Annotated in this window: 19 protein-coding genes and 2 tRNA genes; 6 read left to right on the top strand and 15 right to left on the bottom strand. The window is 69.4% G+C overall.

Features of this window, described 5'->3' with window-relative positions:
* Window positions 1-2: 2 nt before the first annotated feature.
* The 8 genes from ACWEH3_RS11565 to ACWEH3_RS11530 all read right to left on the bottom strand — a co-directional run bounded on the left by ACWEH3_RS11565 (window position 3) and on the right by ACWEH3_RS11530 (window position 5,680).
* Window positions 3-1,241 (bottom strand): phosphotransferase, encoded by a 1,239-nt coding sequence (locus tag ACWEH3_RS11565; protein WP_450016539.1) that lies wholly within the window; start codon window positions 1,239-1,241, stop codon window positions 3-5.
* Window positions 1,238-1,432, bottom strand: a complete 195-nt coding sequence (locus ACWEH3_RS11560; RefSeq protein WP_450016537.1) for a DUF3046 domain-containing protein — start codon at window positions 1,430-1,432, stop codon at window positions 1,238-1,240. The genes ACWEH3_RS11565 and ACWEH3_RS11560 overlap by 4 nt, the downstream gene beginning before the upstream one ends.
* A 64-nt stretch (window positions 1,433-1,496) precedes the next feature.
* Window positions 1,497-2,654: a glycosyltransferase gene (locus ACWEH3_RS11555; protein ID WP_450016535.1), complete on the bottom strand. Its 1,158-nt coding sequence runs from the start codon at window positions 2,652-2,654 to the stop codon at window positions 1,497-1,499.
* Window positions 2,655-2,714: 60 nt separating this feature from the next.
* On the bottom strand, window positions 2,715-2,888 hold the full coding sequence (locus tag ACWEH3_RS11550) for a hypothetical protein (protein WP_355070211.1): 174 nt from the start codon (window positions 2,886-2,888) through the stop codon (window positions 2,715-2,717).
* A gap of 231 nt (window positions 2,889-3,119) precedes the next feature.
* Complete coding sequence (locus ACWEH3_RS11545) at window positions 3,120-3,743, bottom strand: PRC-barrel domain-containing protein (protein WP_450016532.1); 624 nt, start codon at window positions 3,741-3,743, stop codon at window positions 3,120-3,122.
* Between the two features lie 80 nt (window positions 3,744-3,823).
* Window positions 3,824-3,991: a hypothetical protein gene (locus ACWEH3_RS11540; RefSeq protein WP_450016530.1), complete on the bottom strand. Its 168-nt coding sequence runs from the start codon at window positions 3,989-3,991 to the stop codon at window positions 3,824-3,826.
* A 166-nt stretch (window positions 3,992-4,157) separates the two neighbouring features.
* Complete coding sequence (locus ACWEH3_RS11535; RefSeq protein WP_450016528.1) at window positions 4,158-5,459, bottom strand: phosphatase PAP2 family protein; 1,302 nt, start codon at window positions 5,457-5,459, stop codon at window positions 4,158-4,160.
* A complete protein-coding gene (locus ACWEH3_RS11530) occupies window positions 5,438-5,680 on the bottom strand; it encodes a hypothetical protein (RefSeq protein ID WP_450016526.1) in 243 nt (80 codons plus the stop codon). The genes ACWEH3_RS11535 and ACWEH3_RS11530 overlap by 22 nt, the downstream gene beginning before the upstream one ends.
* Before the next feature lie 247 nt (window positions 5,681-5,927).
* On the opposite strand from ACWEH3_RS11530, the gene ACWEH3_RS11525 reads away from it, so the two are divergent.
* A complete protein-coding gene (locus tag ACWEH3_RS11525; RefSeq protein WP_067809022.1) occupies window positions 5,928-6,128 on the top strand; it encodes a hypothetical protein in 201 nt (66 codons plus the stop codon).
* Window positions 6,129-6,138: 10 nt separating this feature from the next.
* Here the strand turns inward: ACWEH3_RS11525 and pspM are convergent, their stop codons facing one another.
* The 5 genes from pspM to pgsA all read right to left on the bottom strand — a co-directional run bounded on the left by pspM (window position 6,139) and on the right by pgsA (window position 9,934).
* A complete protein-coding gene (gene pspM / locus ACWEH3_RS11520) occupies window positions 6,139-7,029 on the bottom strand; it encodes a phage shock envelope stress response protein PspM (RefSeq protein WP_450016524.1) in 891 nt (296 codons plus the stop codon).
* Between the two features lie 138 nt (window positions 7,030-7,167).
* Window positions 7,168-7,989, bottom strand: coding sequence for a PspA/IM30 family protein (locus ACWEH3_RS11515; RefSeq protein ID WP_450016522.1), 822 nt, complete (start codon window positions 7,987-7,989; stop codon window positions 7,168-7,170).
* A gap of 199 nt (window positions 7,990-8,188) precedes the next feature.
* Complete coding sequence (locus ACWEH3_RS11510; RefSeq protein WP_450016520.1) at window positions 8,189-8,638, bottom strand: helix-turn-helix domain-containing protein; 450 nt, start codon at window positions 8,636-8,638, stop codon at window positions 8,189-8,191.
* A gap of 112 nt (window positions 8,639-8,750) precedes the next feature.
* The gene (locus ACWEH3_RS11505) at window positions 8,751-9,278 is read right to left on the bottom strand and encodes a CinA family protein (RefSeq protein ID WP_356961469.1); all 528 of its coding nucleotides are present in this window, start codon (window positions 9,276-9,278) and stop codon (window positions 8,751-8,753) included.
* Window positions 9,275-9,934, bottom strand: coding sequence for a CDP-diacylglycerol--glycerol-3-phosphate 3-phosphatidyltransferase (gene pgsA / locus ACWEH3_RS11500; RefSeq protein ID WP_364426864.1), 660 nt, complete (start codon window positions 9,932-9,934; stop codon window positions 9,275-9,277). Before pgsA ends, ACWEH3_RS11505 begins: the two co-directional genes overlap by 4 nt.
* 142 nt (window positions 9,935-10,076) lie before the next feature.
* Between pgsA and ACWEH3_RS11495 the strand changes: the two genes are divergently transcribed.
* A complete protein-coding gene (locus ACWEH3_RS11495) occupies window positions 10,077-10,643 on the top strand; it encodes an amino-acid N-acetyltransferase (protein ID WP_450016517.1) in 567 nt (188 codons plus the stop codon).
* A 26-nt stretch (window positions 10,644-10,669) separates the two neighbouring features.
* On the top strand, window positions 10,670-10,954 hold the full coding sequence (locus ACWEH3_RS11490) for a YciI family protein (protein ID WP_450016515.1): 285 nt from the start codon (window positions 10,670-10,672) through the stop codon (window positions 10,952-10,954).
* Between the two features lie 4 nt (window positions 10,955-10,958).
* Here ACWEH3_RS11490 and ACWEH3_RS11485 read toward each other — a convergent pair whose 3' ends face one another.
* Window positions 10,959-11,939 carry a TerC family protein gene (locus ACWEH3_RS11485; protein ID WP_450016513.1) on the bottom strand — a complete coding sequence of 327 codons (981 nt, stop codon included), beginning with the start codon at window positions 11,937-11,939 and terminating at the stop codon, window positions 10,959-10,961.
* A gap of 128 nt (window positions 11,940-12,067) precedes the next feature.
* Here ACWEH3_RS11485 and ACWEH3_RS11480 point away from each other — a divergent pair, with 128 nt between their 5' ends.
* The 3 genes from ACWEH3_RS11480 to ACWEH3_RS11470 all read left to right on the top strand — a co-directional run bounded on the left by ACWEH3_RS11480 (window position 12,068) and on the right by ACWEH3_RS11470 (window position 12,794).
* On the top strand, window positions 12,068-12,193 hold the full coding sequence (locus ACWEH3_RS11480) for a hypothetical protein (RefSeq protein WP_452358310.1): 126 nt from the start codon (window positions 12,068-12,070) through the stop codon (window positions 12,191-12,193).
* 421 nt (window positions 12,194-12,614) lie between these two features.
* Window positions 12,615-12,687: transfer RNA gene (locus tag ACWEH3_RS11475), tRNA-Trp, on the top strand.
* A 30-nt stretch (window positions 12,688-12,717) separates the two neighbouring features.
* Window positions 12,718-12,794: transfer RNA gene (locus ACWEH3_RS11470), tRNA-Leu, on the top strand.
* A gap of 6 nt (window positions 12,795-12,800) precedes the next feature.
* Here the strand turns inward: ACWEH3_RS11470 and ACWEH3_RS11465 are convergent.
* On the bottom strand, window positions 12,801-15,407 hold the full coding sequence (locus ACWEH3_RS11465; protein ID WP_452358309.1) for a DNA translocase FtsK: 2,607 nt from the start codon (window positions 15,405-15,407) through the stop codon (window positions 12,801-12,803).
* Window positions 15,408-15,474: the final 67 nt, after the last annotated feature.

Raw genomic sequence — 15,474 nt, 5'->3', positions numbered from 1 at the left:
GCTCAGAACAACTCGTCGAGCAGCCGGTAATACGTCAAGCGGCTCTCGTCCGGCTCGGCCAGTCCGTAGGCCGCGAAGAAGGCCGTCACCTCCGCTTCGCCGAAATCCGCGCGCAGGTCGCGGACGGCGAGCGCCAGATCGCGGTAACAGTCGGAAACACCGAGCCCGCCGACATCGAGGAGGACGCCGTTCGCCAGCACGTTCGGCGGGGTGAAATCACCGTGCGCCACCACCAGATCCTCACGCTCCGGCCGCTGTGCCAACAGCCGCTCGAGGATCTCCGCGGGGGTGGACCCGGCGTTGTCGTCGTCGAAATCGTCCGCGTCCACGAGACCTTCGACCACGTTGCGGCGCGCCCGCGCCAGCACGACGTCCAGGCGTCCGTCGAACGGGCACTCGGTGACCGGAATGCTGTGCAGCCGGCGCAACAGGGCGCCCAGCACGGGGCCGATCGAGGCCGCGTGGGCGCCGCCGGAGCCCGCCGACAAGCTGGGCGCGCCTACGTCCGCGAGCACCAGCACGTCGTCCTCGAACGCCGCCACCTCCGGCACGGCGATCCCGCGCTCACGCAGCCAGGTGAGCCGCTGATACTCGGCGACGGCCTTCGGACCGCGTTTGAGCCAGTAGGCGCCGTCGACGCGCACCACACCGCCGCTCATGCCCTCGTGCTCGTCCGACCAGCTCGGCGCCTCGCCCAACAGCGCCGCGACGGTGGGCGGCAACGGAATCGGCAGCTCGGCCAGCGTGTCCAGCGCGGTGCGGGTGGCTTCGATCTCCTCGGGATCGCCCTCGGCCACGCGCAGCCGCATCGCCTCGGCCAGCAGTTCGCGCGCCTCGGCCAGGTGGTTCCGTTCGGCGAGCGCCTTGCCCAGGTGCTGCACGGCGAACGAGAGCACCTCCGGCGCGGCTACCCGCGCGTGTTCCACGGCGCGGCGGTACAACGTCTCCGCGGTGCCCGCGTCGCCGCGATAGCGGTAGACGTCGCCCAAGTTGATCCACACGGTGATCCGGCGCCGCTCCGTGTCCACCAGTTCGAGCGCGCGATCGAGGTGGTCGAGCGCCTCGTCGTAGCGGCCGAGCAGCATCAACTCGATGCCGGTCTGCCGGTAGCTCGCGAAGTCGTCGGGGCGTGCCTGCGCCACCCGGACCGCCAACCGTTCCGGGTCGTGCGGGATCATCCGCTGCCGCTCGTCGAACCGGTACAGCGGCTCGTCGCGCTCCACCTGCCCGGGGACGCTCACCAGCGCGTCCTCGGCACGTCGAATTCGGCGCACAGGGCGCGCCAGACGTCGCGGGGATCGGTTCCGGCCTCGATGGCGGCGGCGCCGGTGCGCCCGCCCAACGCCGGGATCACGTGGTCGGACAGCAGGGCGTCGCCGCGGGCCACACCGAACTCGGTGTGCAACAGTTCCTGAAACTCGGTCAACCGCACCGTCCCGAACTTACTCCCGTCCCGCGCGTTCGCTGGTCAGGGGCACGCCCGGCACCCGCTCCGGTCAGGGGTGGACGGCGTAACAGACCTGGTGGCACAGGGCGACAGGGTCCGGGAAATCGCGCGTGGCGGCGGCCTCCCTCGCCGCTCGAGTGTAACGCGGGTCGGCGAGGATCGCACCGACCGCGGCACGGACGGCCTCGGGTGAAAGCGGCCGGACGACGATCGAACTACCTTGTCGCGCCACGCGATTGGCCAGCTCCCACTGGTCGCCGCCGCCGGGAACGGTGACGATCGGGACGCCGGCGGACAGCGTTTTGGCGAGCAGGCCGTGACCGCCGCCGCCGACGACGACGGAGGCGTGGGTCAGCAGTTCGTCTTGCCGCCCCAACCCCGCCGTGGCCCATGGCGGAAGATCGGCGGGCGGCGCGTCCAGCATCGAAATGGCCACGCGCACACCGGTTCCCTCCAACGCCCGCAGAACCGTCTCGGCCATGCCCGCCACACCGGTGTGCGCGGTCGAGGGGGCGACCACGACCAGCGGCGCGTCCCCGGGCGGCAGGTCCAGGATCGCGTCGGTCGGCTCCCACAGCAGTGGGCCGATCACGTGGGCGGATTCCGGCCAGTCGGGGCGGGGTACCTCGAGCGCGGGCAGGGTGGCGATCAGGCGCGCGGCGGGCCCGGGATCGACCGCGGGGAGGCCGACGCTCTCCCGCGCCCGCTCCCGCTGGCGACGCCCGTTCCGCAGGGCGCGTGCGGTCATGCCGCGCAGTACGCCGTCGCGCACCCGACCACGCAGACCCGAACCGGGCGCGAGCCCGCTCCCGATGGGCGGCAACCCTTTCGACGGCAGGTACAGCGGATGCGGGGACAGCTCCACCCATGGGACGCCGAGCCGTTCCGCGGCCATGCCGCCGCCCGCGGTCAGCACGTCGGAGATCACCAGTTCGGGCAGCATGGCGCTCAATTCGGGCAGGATCTCGGTAGAGATGTGCGCGGCCCGCTCGTGGATGCGCTGCCCGGCGTCGGCGTCGTCGTCCACCGGTCGCGGCGCCAGGCCTTTCAGTCTGCGCACCCCGATTCCGGCGGCGAGCGCGGCGTCGAACCACCGCGGACCGGTGAACAGGACCGGCTCGTCACCGGCCGCCAGGAATCTCGAGCACAGCGCGATAGCGGGGAACGCGTGACCGGGATCGGGCCCTGCGACGACGGCTACTCGCATCCGCCTAGCCTGCCACACCCCCTTCGGGGCCGATCACACCCGCATCGCGGCACTCGCCCGCTACAGCTTGCTCACCGTCGACTTGTCCGAGCCCGAGACCGCCTTGTACAGCAGGTACAGCCCGAACACGATGGCGCTGATCACCAGGATCGGGAACAGGCCTTTGATCAGCGCGCCGATGACGGCCAGCGCGATCCAGACGACCGCGACGATGCCAATGATCTTCCACAACATTTCGATGCCTCCAAGGAGTCGGTTTCCGCTTCGAGCATGGCACCTGAATCAGCGGAAATCACCAGGTGAGGAGGCATTTCGGGGTGTAAATCAGGGTTCCCCCTTAGGCCGGCGCCCCGCTTGTCGCGCGGCGATCGGGGTTTCGCCGCCGACCGAAGGTCTCCCGTCCCGAATACGCCACGATGGTGTGCGCGTCGCAGGACGCGCACACCATCGTCGAGGACGAGCCGATCAGCGGGGCTCGGCGTCCGGCAACTCGCCGGCCAGAGGATCGTCGTGCGGCATGCCATCCGGTTCCCGCATACCGAGATCGGCGGTGTCGACCGCGTAGGGGTCGACCATCGGATCCAGGCCCATGCGCGACCGATCGCCGGAAGCCGGCATCCGCAACGTCTCCTCGTCCGGACCCGGATTGTTCCGCATACGCGCCGTCGCGACGCCTCCCGGCTCCCCGGTCCGCCGCTCCGGCGGGCGGGTCATCGCGGGGCGGGTGCGCGGCGGCTGCGGCACCGGCTGCCTGCCGTAGACATCCCAGGCGGACTGATCCGGATCGATCTGGTAATGGTCGAACAGTTCCTGCTCGGCCTGTGGGCTGATCTGCCCGTTGTGGTCCAGCTGCGGCGAGGCCTTGACCGCATCCTTACCGACTCGCACCTGCAACACGGCCGCCTCGGGGCGATGCTCGGCGCCCGCCAGCGGGACCAACGCGTCGGCGCTGAACAGACCGGTGGATACCGCGATCCAGGTGGGCGATCCGGAATTGTTGTCGACGTAGACCCGTTTGACCTTGCCGATCTTCTCGCCTTCGGGGCCGTACACCGAGCTGCCGATGAGCGTTTCCAGCATTTCAGTCATGGGGTTCCTCCGCAGTTCGTCCGTGCGATGCGCAGCTCGACAGAACGCGGCTGTCCACCGCGCGTGCTGGGAAAAGCAGTTCAATCGCTGGTGGGTCGATCGGTGACGTCGGGGCTCGCGGCGACGCGCTGCGTTCTGCGCGACAGCCGCACCGGGTCCTCGGCGCTGTCACACGTCAGATACCGGCTGACGTCCAGCCGCTGCGTGTCCTGGTCGAGCAGCGATCGACGGTAGGAAACATCGAGCATGACGTGCTCCTGCCAGTAGTGCATGTGCCCGGCCCCAGACGAGACCGGAAATGATCAGCTACATGTTGGCAACTACCCGTGCATCCCTCGACCAAACCAGGCTCAGCATCCAATTCGCCGACACGCCGCGACAAAAGCGATGACACAGCTATCTGATAGCTATTCGTTATCCATTTCGCTGCGAGCTCCCCGCGCGCCCACGCTTGATCAGCATCAGCGCCGACGGTCCGCTGGTGAATCGGAAGTCCTTGCCGCGATGGTCGACCTCGCCATCGGTGGCCAGCGACACCGCCTCCTCGGCGACCCGCACATCCACGCGGGAAACCCTGCGGTGCCGATAAGTGGGCGAGTACCCCAGCGTGCCGGTGAACGTCGCGAACACCAGCCGCAGCCGCGAGAACGGGACATCGGCGCGCAGGTAGCGGACATCGAGGGTGCCGCCGCGCAACTCCGGACGCGACATGGGGATCTGGTCGGCCGGGTGGTAGGTGCCGTTGCCCACGAACAGCATCCACAGCGCGGTGTGGGCGCCATCGACGGTGACGTGCAGCGGCTGGGCGCGGAACAGCACGCGCACCATGGCGATTCCCGCCGCGGGCCATTTGCCGATCCGCCGTTCCCAGCGCTCGCGAACACGGACGAAATCGGGATAACCGCCGAGACTGGCGGTGTTCACGAAGGTGCGCTGCTCGGCGCCGTCCAAACAGACACCAGCCACGTCGACCCGCACCGCTTCGCCCGCTTCCAGCCCGGCGACGGTCACGTCGGTCCGCTCCACTCCGGCGTCCCTGGCGAAGTGGTTCAGCGTGCCACCCGCGAAGACCGCCAGCGGCAACCGGTGACGGACCGCATACTCCGCGACGGCCGACACCGTTCCGTCCCCGCCGACGACGCCGAGTGCGCGCAGATCGTCGCGCCGCACCAGTTCGTCGACCCGCTCCTCGAAATCGTCGCCGCCTAGTTCCAGCACCTCGGCGGCGGGCAGTCGCGCACGCAGGTCGGCGAGCGCGTCGTCGCCATCGCCCGATCCCGCGTGCGGATTGCCGATCAGCAGCAATCCGGCGCCCTTCGGCAGCGGGTCGATGTGTTCGACCGGACCGAGAGCGGCGGGTTCGTCGTCGCGCACCGCCCACCACCGCCGAGTGACCAGTGCGACGGCGCTACCGAACAGCGCGCCCGCGACCACATCGGAGGGCCAGTGCACGCCGATGTGCACACGCGAATATCCCACCGCGGCGGCGATCGGGGCCACCGCGACGGCCGCCGCGGGCGATTCCAGCGCCACGCCCGTCGCGAAGGCCGCGGCGGAGGCCGCGTGCCCGGAGGGGAACGACGACGAGACCGGCGGCGCGACCAGCCTGCGCACGAACGGAACGGATTCGTCCGGCGGACGGCGGCGCGGGAACAGCGGCTTGGCCACACCGTTGGCCACGCCGCTGGCGATGCTCAGCGCGAGCAGCCCGCGCACCGCGCCGCGCCGGGCCGGGCCGGGCGATCTCCGGCGACGAACAAGATCGCCCCGAGCCCCATCCACAAGCGACTCTTGTCGGCGGCGGTGCTCAACGCCTTCAACGCCCGGTCCGCCGGAGTCGCCCGCACGCGCGCACTGCGGCCGACCAGCCAGCGATCCAGGCTGCTCGTCATTCCGATCACCCCGCCGTCGCGTTCGCGAGTCGAGAGAAACCGCATCGCCGCAGCCTACCGATCGCTCGAGCGCCGCGCCCACACGACCACTCGGTGCGGACTCGAGCGCTCGGGCGTGCGCGGGGGATCCCCCGGCGCGGTCGAGACCGATGCGACTTCAGTGCACGGATGTACTCTGATCTTCAACGCCAAACGGCGCTGCGCGACACCAGGGAAGGGATGATCCAATGACGCAGACACCCCAATCAGCACACAGTCATGCACTGAATCTCCTCTGACGGCCGGGACCCCGATGGAACAGACGAACGAGCTGGCACAGGAACTCGCGGCCGCGGCCCGGCGGCACGGTTCGGCGATCGCGGGAATCGTCGGATCGGCCGCCCGCAAAGCGTCGTGGGAAGTGCTCGACCTCATGGCCGAAAGCCGCGAACTCGTCGGCGCGGCGTTTCGGGCCAGGGCCGAAGAACTTCGCCGCCGGGACCGGCCGAGCTGACCGGCCCGGATCAGATCGGTGGCCGCGGCGACGCGGGCACCGATTTGTCGGCCACCTCGATGAGGGCCTGCGCCCACCCGTCCAGCCGGTCGGAGGCGTGGCGCAGATCCGCCACGATGGTGTCGAAGTTGTGCCGCACCACGGTGGTCTCCGGCACCGCGAGAATCCGGCCCGCCGCGACCACCACCTGCTCGTACTCCGTGACGCCCGCGTCGAGCCTGGCCAGGATCAGCCGCAGGTTCTCGGTGAGCGCCACCGCCGCGGGCGAATTCGCGCTTCCGATGGCCCCGAGCCCCTGTTCCATCGCCGTGATGTCGGCAGCCAGCGCATGGAGCGCCGCCGCGCCCGAGGCGGCGGTCTCGAGCATGTCGGCCAGTTCGTCCGGAGGCAGCCGACGCGAGCGGGCGATCTGAACGCCCAAGCCGTGCAAGGCCTTCTCCGCGCGCACCAGACGCGCGATCGACGGCCGGGCGTTCGACCATACCGGTGGCTGCTTGCGCGGGAAGAACGCCGCATGTGGCAGCGGCGCTCCCCGCAGTCGCAGATAGCGACGAGTGCTCAGCGCCGCACCGGTGACCAGTGCCACCGCGCCGCCGCCGACCACGACCACGGCCCATACCGGCGCCGAAAGGGCGACGAGGCCAACGGTTCCCACTGTGGTGAGGCCGGACACCGTGCCCAGCTGGAAGCTGCGGCGGCGGGCCCTGCGGCGGCGGCGCAACTCCCGCTCCCGTGGATCGGCCCAGCGCCGCACGGCGACGAGCGCGTTCTCACCGACTTCGCGAAGATTGTCCGGCAGGCTGCCCGGCTGTGGCGCGAGCGCGGCTTGGGCCCGGATCATCGCCGTCCCGCGCAGGCGCCGCGTTTCGGGCCGACGCTCGCGAAATGCACTGCCGCTCATACCTTCTCTCCCACCGGTTGCACACATCGGACAGACCGGGACCCGACTCGGCCGACGGCCGGCCGGTCGGGTCCCCACGCCTTGTCCTCCAGTGAACCAGCCCCCACCGACACGTGTTCGCCGAACACCAGGAGGCGGCTACTGCTGCGCGGCCTGTCCCTTGTTCATCTGCGGCTGCGCCGAACCGGCCTGTGCCGGATTGATGGCGGGCTGGGCGCCACCGGCGGGCAGCTGGTCCCCGCGCATGGACGCGCGGATCTGCTCCAGTTTGCTGTGCCCGGCCATCTGGATGCTGGCCTGCTGCACCTCGAGCATGCGGCCCTGCACCGAATTCTGCGCGAGTTCCGCGGCGCCCAGCGCGTTGGCGTAGCGGCGCTCGATCTTCTCGCGCACCGCGTCCAGGCTCGGCGTGCTGCCGGGCGTCGACAGCGTCGAATCCATCTGCTGCAGCGAGGCGGAGACCTGTTCCTGCATCTTGGCCTGCTCCAGCTGGCTGAGCAGCTTGGTGCGCTCGGCGACCTTCTGCTGCAACAGCATCGCGTTCTGCTCCACGGCCTTCTTCGCCTGGGCGGCCGCCTGCAGCGACTGGTCGTGCAGGACCTTCAGGTCCTCGACGGACTGCTCGGCGGTGACCAGTTGCGCGGCGAACGCCTCGGCGGCGTTGGTGTACTGGATCGCCTTCTCGGTGTCGCCCGCAGCGGTGGCCTGATCGGCCAGCAGGACGGCCTGGCGTGCGTTGGCGTTGAGCTTCTCGACCTCGTCCAGCTGCCGGTTCAGCTTCATCTCCAGCTGACGCTGGTTGCCGATGACCGAGGCGGCCTGCTGCGAAAGGGCCTGGTGCTGCCGCTGGGCTTCCTCGATAGCCTGCTGAATCTGGACCTTCGGATCCGCGTGCTCCTCGATCTTCGCGTCGAAGAGGGCCATCAGGTATTTCCAGGCCTTGACGAACGGATTAGCCATCGATTGATCCCGCCTCCATCTGACATGCCGCGCTCCGGCGCGACTCCAGTGCGCGACCGTCACGCACCCGATATGTGCCTATCCTCCACCATGTGGCACCAGGGCCGGGCGAACCCGGCCCAACCGACGCCTACGGAGAATCTATCCGCTTTCCGCACCGGCCCGCAGCGTTGCCGCCGTGGCCGCATCTCGTCGCCGGTCACGCACCTTTCACCAGGACCAACATGTCCGATCGCGGAGCCGGGATGACGATCCGGGTGTCCTCCGCCAGCGGCAGCGGCCGCGCCGCGGCGTCGGCCGACATGGTTGCCGCCGCGGACGCGGACTCGGCTTGCGCGGCGGGCTCGGCCGCCGACCGCTCCGGCTCGGCCGCGGCGGCCGCGGCCTCGTCCGCGGGCGCGCCGGCCGTCGCCGCGTCGACACCGGCCATGATCGTGCTCACATCCCACAGCACCCGCGACAGCGGGACGTCCAAGGCTTCGCAGATGGCGGCAAGCAGTTCGCTGGAGGCCTCCTTGCGACCCCGCTCGACTTCGGAGAGATAGCCGAGACTCACTCGCGCCGATGTCGACACCTCGCGCAAGGTCCGGCTCTGGGCGAGACGCGCACGCCGCAGACTGTCCCCGATCGCCTCTCGCAGCAGCGTCATCTCGTTCTCCTTCGCTCCCGGTCGCGGGGCCGACGCGATCGCCGACCCCACGCATGCCGTTCTTTCTGGCACAACGTCGGAACCGGGGCGGATGGTTCCCGCCGGAAGCACCTCAGCCGCTCCGCCCGACGCGGTCGGCCGGATCCGTACCCGCCTCCCGCACACACCGCAGCAATTCCGCCACCGCCGTGCGCGTCGCACCGATTCTGATCGTCCACCGGTCGCCGGGGAGTTTCAACCGCATCACTTCGGTGTGCCCGGGACCGGCCAGTCCCAGGAAGACCGTGCCGACCGGGTGCCCGTCCTGGGAATCGGGGCCCGCCACGCCGGTCAGCCCCACACCCCAGTCCGCGCCGCAGCGCGTGCGCGCGCCAACGGCCAGCTGTTCGGCGGTGCTCGCCGCCACCGGGCCCTCGGCCGCGAGGACCTCCGCGTCGACGCCCGCGAGGCTGTGCTTGAGGTCAGTGGCGTAGACCACCAACCCGCCGCGCAGCACGGCACTGGCGCCCGGTACCCCGGCGATGGTCGCGGCGAGCAGACCCGCGGTCAGCGATTCCGCGGTGGCTACCGTTTGCCGCACAGTCACCAGCGCACGAACGAGATCGATGGCGGGCACGTCGGCGACCAGCGGATCGCTCATGCGCCGCGGTTCCGCCCCGGGCCGCCCGCGAACCACACCCGGGCCGCCTGACCGACGTAGTCGAGCCCGGTGGCCACGGTCAGCGCCACCGCCACATACATCAGCAGCATGCCGATACCGGCGACCCAGCCCGACAGCGGCAGCAGGAGCATGGCGATGGCCACCGACTGGACCAGTGTTTTGAGCTTTCCCCCGCGCCCTGCGGGAATGACCCCGCGCCGCACGACGATCAGACGCAGCAGTGTGACGCCGATCTCCCGGCCGCAGATCACCAAGGTGATCCACCAGGCCAGGTCGCCGAGCACGGACAAGCCGATCACCGCGGACCCGATCAGCGCCTTGTCCGCGATGGGATCGGCCAATTTGCCGAAATCGGTCACCAACCCGTATTTGCGAGCCAATTGCCCGTCGAACCGGTCGGTGATCGCGGCGAGGCCGAACAGCGCCGCGGCGGCGATCCGCCAACCGGTCTGGTGACCATCTCCGGCGAACAGCGCGACGACGAACAGCGGCACGATCGCGATGCGCAACATGGTGAGCACGTTCGCGATGTTCAGCAGCGGCGGGCCGCTCTCGGCCTGCGCGGGCGCGAAGCCGGGACGGATCGGGGCGGGCGCGCTCCAGGGGCGGTCCGTCTCGTCGGGTTGCACGCTCATGCCGTCGCCTCGCCGGCGATCGACTCGCTCACGGCCGCCTCGTCGGACCGCCGCGCCGCCCGGCGCGATGCGGTGAGTTGGACGGTTGGATCTGCGGCACACGTTCAGACTATCGGTAGCCGAGCCGACTACTGTGCACCCCATGACCTCTCGGGGACCACTAGGTGGTTCGACCAGCGACGCGTATCCGGGCGCGGCTTCGGCCGCGCAGAGCTCCCTCCCGGTCGTCCGACGCGCGCGAACCTCCGACGTGCCCGAGATCAAGCGCCTCGTCGACGTCTACGCCGGCCGCATCCTGCTGGAGAAGAACCTGGTCACCCTCTACGAGGCGGTACAGGAATTCTGGGTCGCCGAACTCGACGGCCGCGTGGTCGGCTGCGGCGCGCTGCACGTGCTGTGGGCCGATCTCGGGGAGGTGCGCACGGTCGCGGTGCATCCCGACGTCAAGGGCAGCGGTGTGGGCAAGCTCATCGTGCAACGTCTCGTCGCGGTGGCGCGCGAACTCGAGCTGGAACGGGTGTTCGTGCTGACCTTCGAGGTGGAGTTCTTCGGCAGGCACGGCTTCGTCGAGATCGACGGCACGCCGGTCACCGCCGAGGTGTACGCCGAGATGTGCCGCTCCTACGACACCGGTGTGGCCGAGTTCCTCGATTTGAGCTATGTGAAGCCGAACACTCTCGGCAATACTCGGATGCTGCTGACACTCTGAGCCCCTCCCCACAGGAAGCGATACCCGTGCCGATCTTCGCCGTCCACTACGCCTATTCCGAGGCCACCGCCGCAGACCGCGACGTCCACCGACCCGAGCACCGGGCCTGGCTGGCCGGTCTGCTCGAGTCGGGCACCCTGCTCAGCAGCGGTCCGTACCCGGACGGATCCGGAGCGCTGCTGCTCTTCCGGTCGCAGGACGCGGGACAGCTGAAGGACCTGCTCGCCCAGGACCCGTTCGCCCGGGCGAACCTCATCGACGACGTCCGCGCCGTCGAATGGGCCCCCGTCTTCGGCGCCTTCGCGCCCTGAGCGGCTACCGGTCCGCCCGGACCCGCGTGCGGAGCAGGCTGGCGACCGTCGCGACCACCAGGATGACCAGGATCACGCCCAGCGACACCGACGTGGAGATCTCCGGGACCGCGACGTGCTCGCCGCCGTTGACGAACGGCAGCGTGTTCTCGTGCAGGGCGTGCAGCACCAGCTTCATGCCGATGAACGCGAGGATCGCCGCCAGCCCGTAGGACAGGTACACCAGCCGGTCGAGCAATCCGCCGATCAGGAAGTACAGCTGCCGCAGGCCCATGAGCGCGAACGCGTTCGCGGTGAAGACCAGGTACGGCTGCTCGGTCAGTCCGTAGATGGCCGGGATGGAGTCCAGCGCGAAGAGCAGGTCGGCGAACCCGATGGCCAGTAGCGCCAGCAACAACGGCGTGACCACCCGGCGTCCGTCCACCCTGGTCACCAGCTTGTCGCCGTCGTACTCATCGGTGGTCGGCAGGACCCGCTTGGCCAGCGCGACAATCCGGCTGTCTCGTTTCTCCTCGACCTCGACCTCGTGGCCGCTCTCGCGCAACAGCTTGACCGCGGTGTAGACGAGGAACATGCCGAACAGGTAGAACACCCAGCTGAACGCGCCGATCGCGGCCGCGCCGACGGCGATGAACGCGCCGCGCATGGCCAGGGCGAGCACGATGCCGATCAGCAGCACCTTCTGCTGGTAGATCCGCGGCACCGCGAAGGTGGACATGATGATCAGGAAGACGAACAGATTGTCGACCGAGAGCGCTTTCTCGGTGACGAAACCCGCGTAGTACTCCCCGGCGTAGGTCGAGCCCCACTGCCAGGCGACCACGCCGCCGAACAGCAGCGCCAGCCCGATGTAGACCGCGGACCAGAAGCCGGATTCCCGGAACGTCGGCTCGTGCGGGGTGCGCACGTGGGCGTAGAAGTCGAAGACGAACAGGCCGAGGATCACCACGACGGTGATCCCCCATTCGAGTGCGGTTACGTGCATGCGGCGTGCCGATCGAAGAACATGATGTCCATAATGCCCGATTTGTCCGTTACTGCGCGATAGCGGGGTGATTGCCGCCCATAATTCCACATGCGTTCACCCGGCCGTTCGTGTCACCGTCGACGTTCGTGGCCGACGACTACCGCACCTCTTACTTCGAGACCGACGCCCGGTTCAGCCCGACCACCACGCACGAATGGAACCACGGTCTCGGCGAGGTCGTGACCGCGCTGCCGCGGCGGACCTCACACTGACCGGCCTGTTCGAACATCGCAGTGTTCCGTGGAACGCGCTGCCCGGCCTCACGACAACGGGCCGGGACGGTGAATGGCGGCTGACCCGGCACCCGGAAAGGCTACCGTTGAGCTATACCCTTCAGGCACGGAAGAACTGACCGGGTAGGGTCGTCGGCTAAGGAAAAGCGGTTCCCAACACCGACATCCGGTGTTACCTTCTGAGCCGGCGAAGATCAGACCACAGGAAGGCGAGACGATGACCGGGACGGCGGAGCGACAGCTGTCGCCGAGTGATGTCTCGCGCACCGGCACCGCGCTATCGGCTTGGTACGTCTCCTGGCGAGCCGCGCGGAGCCGCCCCTGAACGTGTCTTTCGCAGACCGTATCGAAAGGGGTCACTCCGCGGCGAATCGCCAGGAGCGACCCCTTTTTCGTGCGAACGGACGTAGCTCAGCCGGTAGAGCAGCGGGCTCCACAACCGCAGGCCGGGGGCTCGAATCCCTGCGTCCGTGCCCAATCCTTCAGGTCGGAACCCCGACCGATCCCTCGTAGCCCAATCGGTAGAGGCGCCGGACCTAGATTCCGGTAGATGCGAGTTCGAATCTCGCCGAGGGAACCAGCCGGATCACTCCGACTCGTCGGGGTCGCCGCCGTCCCCGCCGCCGCGGATCGACCACAGCAACCCTTCCAGTTCATCGGGTTTCACCAGCACGTCGCGCGCCTTGGACCCCTCGCTCGGGCCGACCACGCCGCGGGTCTCCATAAGGTCCATCAGCCGCCCCGCCTTGGCGAAGCCGACGCGCAGCTTGCGCTGGAGCATGGAGGTTGACCCGAATTGCGAGGTGACCACGAGTTCCACCGCCTGCAGGAAGACGTCGAGATCGTCGCCGATATCCGGGTCGACGTCCTTCTTCTCGCCGGCCTTCGCGGCGGTGACGCCTTCTTGGTATTCCGGCTCCGCCTGGTTCTTGGTGAACTCGACGACGCCGTGGATCTCCTCGTCGCTGATGAACGCACCCTGCAACCGGGTCGGCTTGCCCGCCCCCATCGGCAGGAACAAGCCGTCGCCCATGCCGATCAGCTTCTCCGCGCCGGGCTGGTCGAGGATGACGCGCGAGTCGGTCAGCGAGGAGGTCGCGAAGGCGAGCCGGGAGGGCACGTTGGTCTTGATCAGACCGGTCACCACGTCCACCGAGGGCCGCTGCGTGGCCAGCACGAGGTGGATGCCGGCCGCACGGGCCTTCTGCGTGATGCGGACGATGGCGTCCTCCACGTCGCGCGGAGCGGTCATCATGAGATCGGCCAGCTCGTCGACGATGGCGAGGATGTACGGGTAGGGCCGGTACACCCGTTCGCTGCCCAGCGGCGCGGTGATCGCCCCCGACTTCACCTTCTTGTTGAAGTCGTCGATGTGGCGCACCTTGTTGGCCTGCATGTCCTGGTAGCGCTGCTCCATCTCCTCGACCAGCCAGGCCAGGGCGGCCGCGGCCTTCTTCGGCTGGGTGATGATCGGCGTGATCAGGTGCGGAATGCCCTCATACGGCGTCAGTTCCACCATCTTCGGATCGATCAGGATCATCCGTACCTCGTCCGGCGTCGCCCGCTGCAGCAGCGACACCAGCATCGAGTTCACGAAGCTGGACTTACCCGAACCGGTGGAACCGGCGACCAGCAGGTGCGGCATCTTGGCCAGATTCGCCGAGACGAACTCGCCCTCGATGTTCTTGCCCAGACCGATCACCAGTGGATGGTGGTCGTTGCGCGTGGAGGGCGCCTTGAGCACGTCGGCCAGCCGGACCAGCTCGCGGTCGGCGTTGGGCACCTCGATGCCGACGGCGGACTTGCCGGGGATCGGCGCGAGCAGCCGGACGTTCTCCGTCGCGACGGCGTAGGCGATGTTGCGCGCGAGCGCGGTGATCTTCTCCACCTTCACGCCGGGCCCGAGTTCGACCTCGTAGCGTGTCACCGTCGGGCCGCGCACGAACCCGGTCACCGCGGCGTCGATCTTGAACTGCACCAGCACCTCGGTGATCGCCTCGATCATCGATTCGTTGGCGGCGCTGCGTTTCTTGGGCGGATCCCCGTCGGTCAGCAGCGACAACGGCGGCAACGTGTAGTCGCCTTCGACCTCACGGTCGGTGACGAACTCCAGCTGCTTCGGCGGCGGTGGCGTCTGATCCTCCACCACCGCGGCGGGGCGCTGCTTCTTCGGCTTCGGTTTCGGCGCGGGTTCCTCGGCCCCGATCTGCTTGGCGTCGCGCAGCGGGGGCTCGCCCAGAGACTCGGTGACCGCGTCGGGATCGCCGAACTCGTCGGGCGGATAGTTCTCCGCGGGCGTGCGACCGCGCCGCTTGGTGGTGGCGCGATGCACCGGGAATCCGTCGGCGTCGTAGTCGGCCGGGTCGTAGTCCCCGCGGTCGCCGTCGAATTCGCCGTATTCGTCGCCACCTGTCTCCGTGCCGAGGTAGCGGCGCAGCTTGGCGGGGACCTCGCGGACCGTCGTCCCGGTCACCAGCAACGCGCCGAAGACGATGGCCAGCAAAAGGATCGGGACCGAGAGCCAGGCGGTGAGGCCGTCGGTCAGCGGCCCGCCGGTCACGAAGCCGACGAAACCGGCTGCGCGGGAACGCCCGTGCGCGTCGGTGGGGGCGCCCGCGGCGATGTGCCACAGCCCGAGGACCGGCAGGCCGATCAGCAGGCCGCCGAGCACCAGCCGCGGCCGGATCTCGGGGCGCGGTTCGGTGCGCATCAGTACGACGGCGATCCCGGAGGCGACGAACGGCAGACCCGCGGAGGCCGATCCGGAAATCGCGCGGATCACGTCCTCGACCAGGTGGCCGATGGGACCGCCTGCCGACAACCAGACCGCCGCCGCTATCACGGCGCTCACCGCGATCAGCGCCAGCGCTACGCCGTCGCGCCGATGTCCGTGTTCGATCTCGCCCGCACGGCTCAGGGCGCGCGTGGTGGCGCCGAGACCGCGGGCCAGCATGGTCCAGCCGCTGCCGATACCCCGGGTGAGCACGGTCAGCGGAGCCGTGTCGGACGGACGGCGCGCCGGGCGACGGGCGGCGGTGGCGCGTCGGCGGGGCGTGGCGGTCGCCCTGGGCGTCGCCGTGCGGGGCGTGGCGGTGCGGGGCGTGGCCGCGCGAGACCGCGCCGCAGTGGTCCTCCCCCGCGCCGATCCCGCCCGCGCCCGACTGGTCGTGGTGCTGCGGGACTTACCTGCCATGGCCCCAGGCTAGCCGCAATCGCCCCATCCGGACCATCCGCAACACTGGTGCCGTTGCGCCTCTGGC

This window comes from Nocardia sp. NPDC004718 (assembly GCF_053601535.1).
This window is presented reverse-complemented; position numbering and strand designations above follow the sequence as displayed.